Source organism: Aliiruegeria lutimaris (genome assembly GCF_900099935.1).
GTDB lineage: Bacteria > Pseudomonadota > Alphaproteobacteria > Rhodobacterales > Rhodobacteraceae > Tropicimonas > Tropicimonas lutimaris.
Map to the genome: position 1 here is coordinate 1 of NZ_FNEK01000103.1, position 12,847 is coordinate 12,847.

Below are 12,847 nucleotides of genomic sequence, written 5' to 3' on the forward strand. Positions count from 1 at the left end.
CGATGCCATGATCGCGCCATGGGTGATTAAGGGGGCAATGGACGGCCCAGCCCTCGCTGCCTACGTAGAAAAGGTGCTCGCCCCGGAGTTGGACCCGGGCACAGTTGTAGTCCTCGACACCCTGGCCACCCATCGCAACAAAGATGCAGAAGCTGCGCTCAGGGCGCACGGTTGCTGGTTTCTCTACCTGCCGCCGTACAGCCCCGACCTGAATCCCATCGAACAGGCGTTTTCCAAACTGAAGGCGCATCTACGCAGGATCGGTGCGAGGACCTTCTCCGGGCTCTTCAACGCAATCGATCCAAAGTCACCTGCAATTTCAGCCAAGGCAAGACAGGCGTCCCAACGCGGCTTGGATCGGATTCGATTTTCTGACCTACAGTCACAGCTTTGTGATAAACTCATATGTGCGAACAAGAACGCCAACTTTGGGGAGGACAAAACCATGAAGAAAGCTTTAGCCGTATCCATCCTTGCTCTTACTGCCAGCGGAAGTCTCGCTCAGGATATGCTGCCGCAGGCCAAGAGCGACTGGTATATAGCCGGTCAGGCGACCGTCGATGCAATGCTCGCGCGCCAACCGAATACAAACACGGCCAAGAACGTGATCCTGATGATCGCGGACGGTAATGGCGTCGGCACGAACTATGCTACCCGGATGTTCGATGGCCAGCAGAAAGGCGGTTTTGGCGACGAGAATGTTCTTTCCTATGAGGCTTTTCCTTATCTGGCGCTGGTCAAGACCTATAATATCAACGCTTCTACTCCAGACAGCGCACCAACGGCAGCCTCAATGAACACTGGTGTCAAGCAACGCTTCAACCTGCTTAACCTTGGCGAAAACGCGATCACCGAGGATTGCAGCACCGAGGCTGGCAATGAATTGACGACCTTTGCCGAGATCGTGTCCGAGGCTGGAAAATCGGTGGGAATCGTGTCGACGGCCCGCCTGACCCATGCAACTCCGGCAGCCGTTTATGCGAAGACCGCTTATCGCAACTGGGAAGACGCTGTGCCCGAGGAGTGCACCACCAGCCGCGACATCGCGACGCAACTGTTTGATTCCATGCAGGCAGGTGTGATCGACTTTGCCATGGGCGGCGGGCGTCGCCACTTTGCCCCCGATGGTGCGGCGCTGGACGAGGGCGGCAAGGGGCGCCGCAAGGACGGCCGCGACCTGATCGCCGAGGCGCAGGCGGCGGGCGCGCAATATGCTTGGAACACCGAGACCGCGATGGCGCTGAACCTTGACGGTAGCACTCCAGTGCTGGCGCTGCTGGAAGACAGCCACATGAAATACGAGGCCGACCGTGACGATGCGGACGAACCTTCGCTGGTCGATATGACAAAGATGGCGATCGAGTATCTATCCAAAAACGAGGGCGGCTATTTCCTGGAAATCGAGGCCGGCCGGGTTGACCACGCCAACCACGATGGCAATCTAGCGCGCACTGTGCGCGACGGCGTCGCCTTTGCCGAAGCTGTCGCGATGGCCGATGAGATGACCGATGACGCCGATACCCTGATCATCGTCACGGCCGACCATGACCACGCGATCAGCTTCAACGGCTATTGCGGCCGCGGCACACCCATCACCGGCCTTTGCATGGGAGTCGACAATGAAGGCATCGGCCACAATGGCGAGCCTGTGCTGGCAAGTGATGGCCGGCCCTATACCGTTGCCGGGTATCTCAACGGTGCGGGCTCGGTTCTGCGCGAAGACATGAACTGGGCCGGCGTGCGCCCCAACCTGACGCAGGAAGAGGCCATGGATATCGACTATGTGCAACAGGCTTTAATCCCGCGGTCGTCCGAAACCCATTCGCCCGTCGATGTCGCGATATATGCCAAGGGTCCTTGGGCGCATCTCTTTGACGGCACCATCGAGCAGAACGTGATCTTCCACGTGATGCACCACGCCGTCAGCGCGAACTAGACACTCGCTTTCAGATCCGAAAAGGCCCGCCGCAGCGGGCCTTTTCCCTTTGGACCACTCCGTCGCGGGTGTAAGATTGAACTTGGGTCAAGGCAGCGGCGCTCCGGGGCCAGTATTCTGCCGCCACCCAGCAACGATAACCCCAGGAGGACCCGATGCTGACGCGCCGCGCCTTCGCCCTTATAGCCCTGACCTTTCCACTTGCTGCACGCCTGTACGCTCAGGAAGGGACAATCAAGCTTCGAGACTTGTACAACAAGGACCTCAGCTTTTCCGAGTTGGCGATATCGCTGGAAGGCAAACGAATTTTTGTCGATGGGTTCATGGCGCCGCCATTGAAAGCGGAATCGGATTTTTTCGTCCTGACGAAAAAGCCAATGGCCGTTTGCCCGTTCTGCGAAAGCTCGGCGGATTGGCCCGATGATATTCTTGCAATCTACACCAAGCGAACCGTCAAAGTGACACCGTTTAACGTGAAGATCCTTGTGCACGGCGTTCTGGAATTGGGCGACATGACAGACCCAGATACCGGATTCGTAAGCAGGGTGCGGATCGTCGATGCAAAATACAAATGACAGGACGTAAGCATGACCATGCCGTTGAGCGTCACAGACTGCGTGGTGCGCAGCGACCGGGGCCGGGTGCTGCTGTCTGTGCCCTCGCTGGAGCTTGGCCCCGGTGTCTCGCTGGGTATTCGTGGCCCGTCGGGCGCAGGAAAGTCGACGCTGCTCTATGCGCTGGCGGGCCTTTCAGACCGGGCCGAAGGGTCGATACGCTGGGGTGATACCGAATTGCTGGCGCTGTCCACCGCGCGGCGCACGCAGTTCCGTGCAGCGTGGATCGGCATGATCTTTCAGGATTTCCTGTTGTTTGACGAACTTGGCGCTCTGGCCAACGCCAGCCTGCCCGCAATGTTCGCGCCCCGATCTGATCGTTCCGCGTTGAAGACCCGTGCCGGCGCACAACTGGCCCATCTGGGGATCACCGCCCTCAAAAGAACCGTCGACAGTTTTTCTGGCGGTGAACGCCAACGTGTCGCGGTCGCCCGCGCTCTTTCAAACGACGCAGGCATTCTGTTGGCCGACGAACCGACTGCCAGCCTGAACCGCGACGCCGCCGATGCGCTGATCGCCGATCTGGTGGCAAAGGTTCGAAACAACGGCAAGACCCTGATTGCGGTCAGCCATGACGCGCATTTGCTGGACAGCATGGATCAAATCATCAGCCTGACCGACGGCCAGATCGAGACGCCCAGCGGCGCGCGTCCAGCATGATCGCGCTTTGGGATGGCCTGCCCGCGGAGACCCAGGACATCGCCTTGGTAGTGCTGCTGATTCTGCCCGCGCTGATCGTCGGCAGGATTGTGCTTCGCGGCTATGCCCCTTGGCCTCTGATCGGCGCGCTCCTGTGGCGGTTCCGCTGGGCGAACGGGCTGTTCGTGCTCCTGATAGCCGTCTCCGTCGGCATGGGGATCGGCCTGCTGGCCCAAGAACGCGGGCTGAGGCAGGGCACTGCCGCGGCGGCGGACAAGTTCGATCTGGTCGTCACTGCACCGGGCAGCGAGATCACCATGATGCTGGCCGCTGTCTTTCTACAACCTTCGGATGTACCGCTGCTGGACGGCGCAACTTATGCCGCGATTGCCGGGCACGAAAACGTCGCCCTCGCCGCGCCGCTCGGATTTGGCGACAGCTTCGGCGCCTCACCCATCGTCGGTACCACCGCCGAGTTTGCAATCCACCTCAGCGATGGCCGCATAGAAGGCCGGATGTGGCAGGACTACGGTGAGGCGGTGGTCGGTGCGCTGACTCCACTTCAGATCGGTGACGGGTTCATACCTGCACACGGCGTCGGCGATGGCGCGGAACATGACGCGCATGGCGGCGAGGAGTTGCATGTCGTCGGCCGCATGGGCGCCACAGGTACCCCCTGGGACCGTGCCATCCTGCTGCCCATCGAAACGGTGTGGGACGTGCACGGCCTTGCCAACGGCCATGCGCCCGAACACGGCGAACAGATCGGTCCGCCTTTCGATCCGGCCTATTTCCCGGGCACCCCGGTCATCATCGTCCGCGCTAATGAGTTATGGGCCAATTATGCATTGCGCTCCGAATTCATCACGGACCGGACCATGGCGTTTTTTCCCGGCACCGTTCTCGGTAACCTCTACCGTGTTCTGGGCGACATACGTCAAGCCATATCCCTGATGACGCTAGTCACCCAGTCGCTGGTGGCCGCAAGCGTTCTGCTGGGGCTGTTTATCCTGTCGAACCTTTTCCAACGCCAGTTGGCGCTGCTACGCGCCCTTGGGGCTCCTGCGAGGTTTGTATTCGCGATTTTGTGGTCCTACGGCGCGGTTTTGCTGGTTGTCGGCGCTGCTTTCGGCACCGTGTTAGGTATGATAGCTGCCACCGTATTGTCGCGAGTGATCAGTGCGCGAACCGACATCCTGGTGTCGGCGCCCATTGGCTGGAGCGAAATTCATTATCTCGCGGGGTTCATCAGCCTGATGACACTGCTCTCATTGCTTCCCGCACTGGCGGCCTTTCGAAAATCAATTGTCGCGGGGTTGCGCAGCTGACCCGCCGACGGTTCCGATTGGCCCGAGAGGTCTCGATTAATTCCCAATGATGTTCCCGAAATCCAACGCAATCACGCGCGTTCACCGTTCGGAAGCCGCGAACTTTGCTTGTTTTTGGAGACTGCATCGACTCAACTTAATGTATGCTGGATCGTGAACCTGCGACAGGAGGTCGAAGAATGAAATGTCCGATTGATGGAACTGTGCTGGAGACAAGCGCTCGCGTTGGGGTGGAGATCAACTATTGCCCGCAGTGCCGCGGAGTGTGGCTAGACCGAGGCGAACTGAAAAAGATCGTTGAGAACTCAGCCGCTCCTGCGTCTGCGTCGCCTGAAGGGGAGTACGACGAAGATGGATATCATCCCACCTCGAGCAAGAAGAGCAGGAGCTTTCTGACTGAGTTGTTCGGTTTTTAGGTGGGGTCGGACGGTAGTTCCCCCTTTTTTAGGGGTTTGGCCGTAGAAAACGTGCATTCGCGACGAACGCCAGTTCCGTCCGCGAACCAGCCATTGCCTTGACAAAAATGCTGCGCAGCGCAGGAACGGCGGCAATGCAAGAGCTGCACTGTGCCGCCGACCGATGCGGGCAACGGCCGATAAAGGCAGTTTACGTCTGTTGAACTCTCGCCGCGCTCGCCTATCGTCCCGCGGCGACCGATCTCAGTCAGGCCAACACTGACAGCCACTTCAACTACAGGGCTCGGCAATGCTCGATCACGACTTGGCCTTTCCTTTTCTTCGCTCAGTCCTCCGTCCTTGCCCCCGCCCGGATCATGCCTGTCCTTCTATATCAGCAGTGAATAAAACAACGCTGCTGAGCACTCCATGACCAAGAGCCCACCGCCGCTTTCCTGACCACCGCCATCGAGAACTCGGGCCGGACGCAGCGCGAGATCGCGCAGAGCGCGGGATCTCCCAAGCCGAACGTGCTGTCGATGATGAAGACCGGGGAGACCAAGCTGCCGATCGAACGCATTCCCGCGCTCGCCGAAGCCTGCGATGCAGACCCGATCGACTTTGCCCGTATCGCCGTGCTCGAGTACGATCCCGAGATCTGGGGCACGTTGAACCTGGTGTTCGATCCCAAGCTCACCGATCGCGACATCTCGGTTCTTCGGATCCTTCGGCAGGCTGATCCCTAGGGCGGACTCCATTGGCAAAGGGCTGACAAGCAGTTTCTCTTCGTCATATTCCAATATCTCGTGGGGTGGATGGAGCATGTCGCCAGTATCACATCGAAATCGGGAAAGGCTGCGCCCCCGCGAGATCGCGAAGTCTTGGGTGGGGGCGGAGCTTCATGGAGGCCATCCGGGCGCGCGGCGTCAGGAGGATGTCCAATGCTTGGAGTTGACCTGCTGGAGCGAAAGGAAGACCTACCGGATTCGGCATTTCCGAGAATGAGCCTCCCCGGAGCCGTTACGCCGACAGCAGGTCGCTCTCAAGCTTCGCGAACATGGGCAGGTCCTCCTCGGCGATGTCGAAGAGGTGGCCATACGATAACCCGATTGTCGTCCTGTCGGGCCAATTTCCGAGACAGCCCTGCCTCTTTCATGCGGCCTGCATTTCATGGTGGCTCCCAAAGGCACCGCTCCGAGACCTCCCTCGCCAGAAAATTCACAAGACCAGAGGCGGAAGAAGGGATCTGTAGCGCTCGAGCTCCGCCGAGGCGGTCTCGTTCCTCTTTCGAATGTCGGTCGCGTCGATATGGTCCATGAGAGTCGGGCGACGGCGGTAGCGGCGGTCATTCTGCTTCGAAAACATCGGTTTTTTTCCTGATCTGAAGATTGAGTTCATGGCACAAGATTGCCGTTTTTCTTCTGACCGCGCGTCGGGAGCATTCCCCATTTTGATAACTTCGGTTCCCTATTTTCAGATCCCTATTGGGTTCGGATGCGGTAACCTTTCTCTGGGAGGGCGTTATGGAGCTACTGGAACGGGACGAACCACTGGACCGGCTTCGGGCCGCACTCGCCAGCGCCCAGGCACGGCAAGGTCGTGTTGTTGCCATCACTGGAGAGGCTGGCCTCGGGAAGACCACGCTCGTCCGAGCCTTTTTATCCGGGCCTGAAATCCGGTCCCGGATATTGCGGGGGGGATGCGAGGATCTGGGGATTGCCGAACCGCTCGGCGCGCTTCGCGATCTCGCGCGAGAGGCCGGCTGGACGTTGCCCGAGGCCCGTCTGGCGTCCGGAAGATTGTCCCTCTTCTCAGATGCACTCGCGGAATTTGCGTCTGTCAAAGACGGAACGGTCCTGGTGGTCGAGGATATCCAGTGGGCCGACGAGGCGACGCTGGACTTCCTTCGTTATCTTTCGCGCAGGATCGTGGATCAACCTATCCTGCTGATCGTTACCGCCCGTACCGATGAAACACGTGGCCGGTCGCAGCTGCGGCGGCTACTTGCCGACGCCCCGAGCGATATCGTGATCCGCCTTCCGCTCTCGCCCCTTTCCAAGACCGCTGTCGCGGCCCTGGCGCGGGCCGCGGGTCAGCACGGTGAGGGACTGTTCCAAGCCACCGGAGGCAATGCGTTTTACGTCACCGAACTGCTGCGCAATCCCGGTACAAAACCGCCGCTGAGCGTGCAGGATGCGGTTCTCGCTCGCGCTGATCGGCTGGCTCCGGACGAGCGGCGTCTTCTGGACGTGGTCTCGATCTTTCCGAGGCGTGCAGAAAAAGCACTGGTTCTCGAACTCGTCGACGATGACACCAGTGCGGCAATCGAGAGCTGTCTCGATGCAGGGATCCTGGAATTCGACGGCGAGAATCTTTCGTTCCGGCACGAAGTCGCTCGCCAGGCTGTGGCGACCGCACTTCGACCGGATATACGGCGCGTGTTGAACGGTCGGCTTTTGGGCTTTCTTGAGCAACGTGCAGGTGCCGGCCCGGCACGCCTTCTGCACCATGCGCGCGCGACCGAAGACGTGGCGGCAGTGCGCCGGCTGGCGCCGGAAGCTGCGGCCGAAGCTGCGGCGCTTGGTGCCCGTCTTGAGGCCGCTCAGTATTACACCCTAGCCATCGACAGCGCCGATGGCACTACTGGGTCGGACCTGCTTGAGGAGGCTGCCTGGGCGACTTACCTCGTCGGTGATAACCGCCGGGCCGTGTCTCTCCAAACCAAAGCCCAGAAGCTGCACAAAGCCGGGGCGGATCTGGTGCGCGAAGGCGACGGGATGCGCCGGCTTGCCCGTTTCCGTTGGGGCGCCAATGATATTTCCGGCGCATTCGAAGCCGCCACGGCAGCGGTGCGGATGCTCACAAAACATCCTGGCCCAGAGCTCGCTCTGGCCCTTTCCACTGTGTCGCAACTCCAGATGCTTGCCTGGCAGTACGATAAGGTCGAACCGCCCGCCAAGGCCGCGATCACGCTAGCAGAGCAATGCATGCGTCCGGACATTGTGTGCCACGCGCTGAACAATCTCGGGATGTCGAGGAGCTTTTCCGATATTGCATTGGCACGCGCCGACCTGTCCCGAAGCCTCGAGATCGCTCTGGAAATCGAGAATCCGGATCATGCCGCCCGAGCATATGGCAACCGGGCACATATGGAGTATTACTTGTGCGAATATGCGGCAGCGCTGGACATTGCGACGAAGGCCGCCCCCTATCTGCGAGAGCAGGAGCTTGACGGGTTCTTCGTCTACAATTCGGGTCTGCGTGCCCGCCTGAAGCTGCATTCTGGTGAATGGTTGGAAGCAGGGGAAATCGCGCGAGAGGCATGGTCGCGGCACGAGGATTTCGGCTTTGTCTTGCACCCGTTCAACGCCGCCCTTGCATTGTTGGCTCTTCAGATCCGCATCGGCGCCAAGCTTGAGGTTGACGCTCTTGACTACCTCTCCGGCTTTGACAGCCCTGAAGCGGAGGCGCAACGGCTTGCGCCCTACGCGCTGCTGATCGCTGAAATGGCGTGGATCACCGCCGAGGGCCGCGACGAGGCCGTAGACCTGCTCCTCCGGGCCGCGGCGCGTTCCCCGATCGTCGAACCTGTGGCGAATGTCCATCTCTGGCTGCGACGCCTCGATCCTGGCGTTTCCGTTCCCGACCTCGGGAATGCTCCTGAACCGTATCACCTGGAGGCTGCAGGAGACTGGATCGGAGCCGCCGGGGCATGGGCCGAACGCGGCGCGGTCTATGACCGGGCAATGGCATTGGCGCAGGGCGACGGGCTTTCACGCATCGAGGCCATCTCGATATTCGAAGGGCTGGGAGCTAAGCCTGTTGCCGATCGGGTCCGGGCCGAGATGCGCGACCTCGGAATGACGCCCCGCCGTGCGGGTCCTCGGGCCTCGACGATGCAGAACCCGGCGGGACTGACGCGCCGACAGATGGACGTGCTGAAATGTATCGACGCAGGCAAGTCCAATGCCGAGATCGCCGAGATGCTGTTCATCTCCTCCAAGACCGTCGATCACCACGTCTCGGCAATCCTGGCAAAGCTTGATGTTTCCTCCAGGGGCGAAGCGGCAGCCAAAGCCAGAGCGGATGGCTTCATCTAGTCGGGCACCTTTGGACTGTGCTCTGCCCCCTGAAAACTGGACCGTTTGAAGCTGGATTTTTCCGCTAAGTTTTCTTGGCTGGGAGAGGAGCGGAATCACTTGAAGGCATCGAAGTTCACGGAGGCGCAGACGGCGTTCATCCTTAAGCAGGGCGAACAAGGGACGCCGTTAGCGGAGATTTGTCGCAAGGCCGGGATCAGCCAGGCGACCTATTTCAATTGGAAGAAGAAGTATGACGCGCTGCAACAGCGGCGCGGACTTCAACTCAAGCCGCCGGCGCCATGCTTCAGGATGATTGGGACAACAAGCTCCTCCTCGTCGATCAGGTGCCGAGACAACAACAGTTCGAGCCCGCGCGTCTCTTGGAGAAACATGCCGATCTCTCGCGTTGATTCCGCGTTCGCATTGATCACAGCGTTCGCGGTCTCAACATATCGATTCAGTATACCGTCAAGGGCGTGGTGATCGCGGTCAAGAATGTCGAAGCCGCGTGTGATCCGGGGGTCTTTCTTGGCAAGTACGGGGAAGTAGTGTGCGTCTTCGATATTGTGATGACCATGAAGTTCTCCCACCAGCAACGAGCCGAACCTCGATACACGTTCTTTGAACACCATTGGGTCCGTGTTCTGGTCCAGGCGCTTTTCGGTTTCCGTGGTCAGCATCCCCAGAAGCCTGCGGAACATCATGTGGCGGTCGAGCCAAAATCGGATAAGGCCGTTAAATCCAGGGCTCGTTTCCCAGATGTCGCGGGGATATTCCTTTAGCAGCACTGATAGTGCGTCCGGCAGGCCATCTCTTTCGCCGAGTTCCGTTGAACCGATATCCATCTGATCTTCCATTTCGAAGCTTCGCGGAGGTCTAGGCTGTCTTGGAGCGCTCAAGCGTACGGGTTTCGGGCGGAGCGATCCGAGGACAGGGTCTGCTGATCCCTTTGAACCAGAAGCTCGATGGCGTCAGCAAGATGTTCCTTTTCGATGTGGTGATCACCACGGGCCACCCGGATGCGATGTGCTTCGATCATCACGTCGGCGTGGCGGCAGCCTTCGGGCGGTTCAAAACGGTAGGAGGCCAGTTCGATCCGAAGCCCGAGCGGATCACGGAAATAGATCGAATCCATGAACCCGCGGTCGACTGGGCCTGAGTGCTTGACGCCGCGTGCGTCAAGTCGTGCGGGGACCTGCCAGAACGTGGCCTGGCTTACGTTGAGCGCAAGATGGTGCAAGGAGCCGGTATCTTCGGGAACCGCGGTCGGGTCTGGCTTGCGGTCCTCATTCGTGAAGATCGTGATCAAACGACCATCACCGGGATCGAAATAAAGGTGTCCTTCGTTTGGGTTGTCGAGGTTCGGCTGATCGAAGATGAACGGCATCCCCAATACGCCTTCCCAAAAGTCGATGGAAGTTTGCCGATCCGCACCGATAATCGTGATGTGGTGGACACCTTGGGTCTGGATCTTCTTGATATCGCTATTCTTGTTCACTTCCTTACCTCCCCTGTTCTAACTTCATTCCGCTTCAGACCAGTCGACCAGCTTCGACTTGTATTCGGTTCTCGGTAAACTGCCGAAAGGAACCAGTGTTATGTCTGTAGTAACCAACAGTTCGTCGCGAAGGCGCTTACGCAAGAGACCCGCAAGGGCAGCATCTGGTTGCACGTCTTTAGCCAACTCGACAACCACCGGCAGTGGCGGCGCTTGATTCACGGATTTGGTCTTGGGCCTGATCGAGATAACGCCACTGACACCATGCCCGATTTTTCCGACGACGTCCCGCACTGCAGAGGGAAACACGTTGACTCCCCTCACAATCAACAGATCGTCGGTCCGCCCAATGCAACGAACACGCGGGCTGTCGCGGCCACATGGACAAGCTCCGGTGCTCAGGCGCACCCGATCACGTGAGCGGAACCGAAGAAGCGGCGCCGCCTCATGTCTCAAATGCGTGTAGACCAACTCGCCCTCCGCACCGTCTTCTATAGGGAGGCTTGCGCCAGTTTCAGGATCAATGAGTTCGAAGTGAACGAAACCGGTGCCGGAGAAGTGCATTCCATTCTGATGGGTGCATTCTCCCCAAAGCGACACTGATATGTCACCGATGCCCATCGCTTCGGTTACTCGCGCGCCCCAAGCGTCTTCGATACGTTGCCGCATCGCAGGTTCACCACCGCCTGGCTCGCCGGCAACGAGGATCTTGTCCACCGAGGACGCAGCTATGTCTACTCCGCGCTCGTCTGCCCATTCCGCAAGGTGCATCGCATAGGATGGCGTACAGCCGAGCACGGTAGGCTTCAGGAGTTGAACGGCCGTCATCAAACGCTCGGTGTTTCCGGAGCCAACTGGTATGTGACAAACACCGAGCTTGGCAAAAGCGTCCAACGTCACGCCGGCCACGAAAGGCCCGGCGTTGTAGGTAGTGACCATGCGTTCGCCCTTGGCCAACCCACTGGCACCATAGGATCGAGTTGAGATTTCAACCCAGTTGGCGAGATCGCTGGAGGTCAGCGGGATGTAGCTGGGTGTTCCTGTTGTTCCACTCGTTGAATACACACGAACAACGTCCGTCATAGGGGCCGCAAGATGGCGCCCAATTGGGTGGTTTTCGTCGCGTGAGGCACGCAATTCGTCTTTTTCGGTGAAGGGCAACCTCGCAATATCATCAAGCCCCCCGGCTTCTTCGGCCGAAGCGATTCCGGCGGACGCGAGCTTGTTCCGGTAGAACTCCGAGTGGTCAAGAAGATACGCGAGTTGGATCCGGTAGGCCGCGTCATTCACGGCGCGAAGGCCATTCCAAGGAACGTCGGGCAAGCTCAACTGGCTCATTTCGAAGACCCGGTTGGCTCGAAGCTGATGCCCATTTCAGCGTGATGCGCCAACGTGAATCCAATCGGCGATTCGCTCTCTTCGGCAAGGTGAGCCAAGAGACTTGCCGTCCGCGCCAGAATGGGCACTGCCTTCAGGACAGAAGGCGGAAAATCCAGATCCAGAAGAACGGCGGGAATTGCGAACGAGACGTTCATCGGTAAGGGTTTCGACCAAAGGCGTTCCACGGAAGCTTCCACCTCACGCGCGAGCTTTGAGTAGGTGCCCATGACACCCCGTTCTTGGGCGAGGTCGAGAATGCGTTGAGCGCGGGGATCTACTGGTTTGTGAAGAGGGTGTCCGAAGCCCGGAATGCGCCGCCCAGCATCGCGCATTTCGATGATGATATCGTCCAGCGCCTCGCCATTACTGGCGATCCGGGTTTGGGTCTCCTGAAGGAAGCGACCAGCAATTTCGGTTGTTCCAAGAATGACTTTGCCGCAACCCAACAGTCCGGCGGCCACGGCTCCTTGCAGAAAATCCGGGTCGGCAGCGTAAGTCATCCGCGCGGCCTGGTTGGTCGGTACCAGTCCGTGCTCCGCGATTGAAACCAGCAAGACGTCCAAGAAAAACGCCTGGTCGGATGTCGCTTTTCGCCCAGTTGTCAGCAGATAGAAGTACTCGGTGAACGTCAGTCCGCCCATAAGTTCGTTCACGAGATCATGACCTCGCACGGTTATGGAATCATGCGTCGCGGTCGAAATGGATGTCGTTGCCTTCCCGGCTCTCCCAATTTGCATAAGAAACCTCCCTTTCAACGCAACATAACTCAAATCGCGCGAGGACAAACGAATGCTGCCAACCTTTGTGGGACCACTATTCTGGAATGCCCGCTTTTTGGCTATTCGATGCCGCTCGCCGCGGCTGGCACGAATGATGGCAGTGGGCTTATTTCGTTTAAAAACTCCCGTTGTTTTGGGCCGTGATCGCTGATTCAATCGTCTCAATTGAGAGGAGGTTTCGGCGATGATGGGACCG

Annotated in this window: 12 protein-coding genes and 1 pseudogene; 8 read left to right on the plus strand and 5 right to left on the minus strand. The window is 59.1% G+C overall.

What is annotated here, in order from left to right; translation table 11 throughout:
• The 6 genes from BLR85_RS25755 to BLR85_RS25780 form a co-directional block, all read left to right on the plus strand.
• The coding region (locus BLR85_RS25755; RefSeq protein ID WP_093164226.1) for an alkaline phosphatase at window positions 1–1,936 on the plus strand (1,936 nt) is incomplete at its 5' end.
• 155 nt (window positions 1,937–2,091) lie between these two features.
• Window positions 2,092–2,511 (plus strand): hypothetical protein, encoded by a 420-nt coding sequence (locus BLR85_RS25760; RefSeq protein ID WP_093164228.1) that lies wholly within the window; start codon window positions 2,092–2,094, stop codon window positions 2,509–2,511.
• 12 nt (window positions 2,512–2,523) lie between these two features.
• The gene (locus BLR85_RS25765) at window positions 2,524–3,210 is read left to right on the plus strand and encodes an ABC transporter ATP-binding protein (protein WP_093164230.1); all 687 of its coding nucleotides are present in this window, start codon (window positions 2,524–2,526) and stop codon (window positions 3,208–3,210) included.
• A complete protein-coding gene (locus BLR85_RS25770; protein WP_093164232.1) occupies window positions 3,207–4,517 on the plus strand; it encodes an ABC transporter permease family protein in 1,311 nt (436 codons plus the stop codon). The genes BLR85_RS25765 and BLR85_RS25770 overlap by 4 nt, the downstream gene beginning before the upstream one ends.
• Window positions 4,518–4,696: 179 nt before the next feature.
• Complete coding sequence (locus tag BLR85_RS25775; RefSeq protein WP_093164234.1) at window positions 4,697–4,933, plus strand: TFIIB-type zinc ribbon-containing protein; 237 nt, start codon at window positions 4,697–4,699, stop codon at window positions 4,931–4,933.
• Between the two features lie 518 nt (window positions 4,934–5,451).
• Window positions 5,452–5,658: a hypothetical protein gene (locus BLR85_RS25780; protein ID WP_093164236.1), complete on the plus strand. Its 207-nt coding sequence runs from the start codon at window positions 5,452–5,454 to the stop codon at window positions 5,656–5,658.
• 472 nt (window positions 5,659–6,130) lie between these two features.
• Here the strand turns inward: BLR85_RS25780 and BLR85_RS29385 are convergent, their stop codons facing one another.
• The gene (locus tag BLR85_RS29385; protein WP_170844773.1) at window positions 6,131–6,277 is read right to left on the minus strand and encodes a hypothetical protein; all 147 of its coding nucleotides are present in this window, start codon (window positions 6,275–6,277) and stop codon (window positions 6,131–6,133) included.
• 158 nt (window positions 6,278–6,435) lie between these two features.
• Here BLR85_RS29385 and BLR85_RS30310 point away from each other — a divergent pair, with 158 nt between their 5' ends.
• Both BLR85_RS30310 and BLR85_RS25790 read left to right on the plus strand, forming a co-directional pair.
• Window positions 6,436–9,012: a helix-turn-helix transcriptional regulator gene (locus tag BLR85_RS30310; protein WP_093164238.1), complete on the plus strand. Its 2,577-nt coding sequence runs from the start codon at window positions 6,436–6,438 to the stop codon at window positions 9,010–9,012.
• Between the two features lie 99 nt (window positions 9,013–9,111).
• Window positions 9,112–9,255 (plus strand): annotated as a pseudogene (locus BLR85_RS25790) (transposase); the annotation flags it as partial.
• Between the two features lie 17 nt (window positions 9,256–9,272).
• Here BLR85_RS25790 and BLR85_RS25795 read toward each other — a convergent pair.
• From BLR85_RS25795 to BLR85_RS25810, 4 genes are all read right to left on the minus strand, one after another.
• Window positions 9,273–9,851, minus strand: a complete 579-nt coding sequence (locus BLR85_RS25795) for a hemerythrin domain-containing protein (protein WP_093164240.1) — start codon at window positions 9,849–9,851, stop codon at window positions 9,273–9,275.
• 38 nt (window positions 9,852–9,889) lie between these two features.
• Window positions 9,890–10,474: a VOC family protein gene (locus BLR85_RS25800; RefSeq protein ID WP_093164246.1), complete on the minus strand. Its 585-nt coding sequence runs from the start codon at window positions 10,472–10,474 to the stop codon at window positions 9,890–9,892.
• A gap of 42 nt (window positions 10,475–10,516) precedes the next feature.
• On the minus strand, window positions 10,517–11,830 hold the full coding sequence (locus BLR85_RS25805) for a phenylacetate--CoA ligase family protein (protein ID WP_093164242.1): 1,314 nt from the start codon (window positions 11,828–11,830) through the stop codon (window positions 10,517–10,519).
• On the minus strand, window positions 11,827–12,847 hold a 1,021-nt coding region (locus BLR85_RS25810; RefSeq protein ID WP_212635169.1), incomplete at its 5' end, for a citryl-CoA lyase. The genes BLR85_RS25810 and BLR85_RS25805, both read right to left, overlap by 4 nt.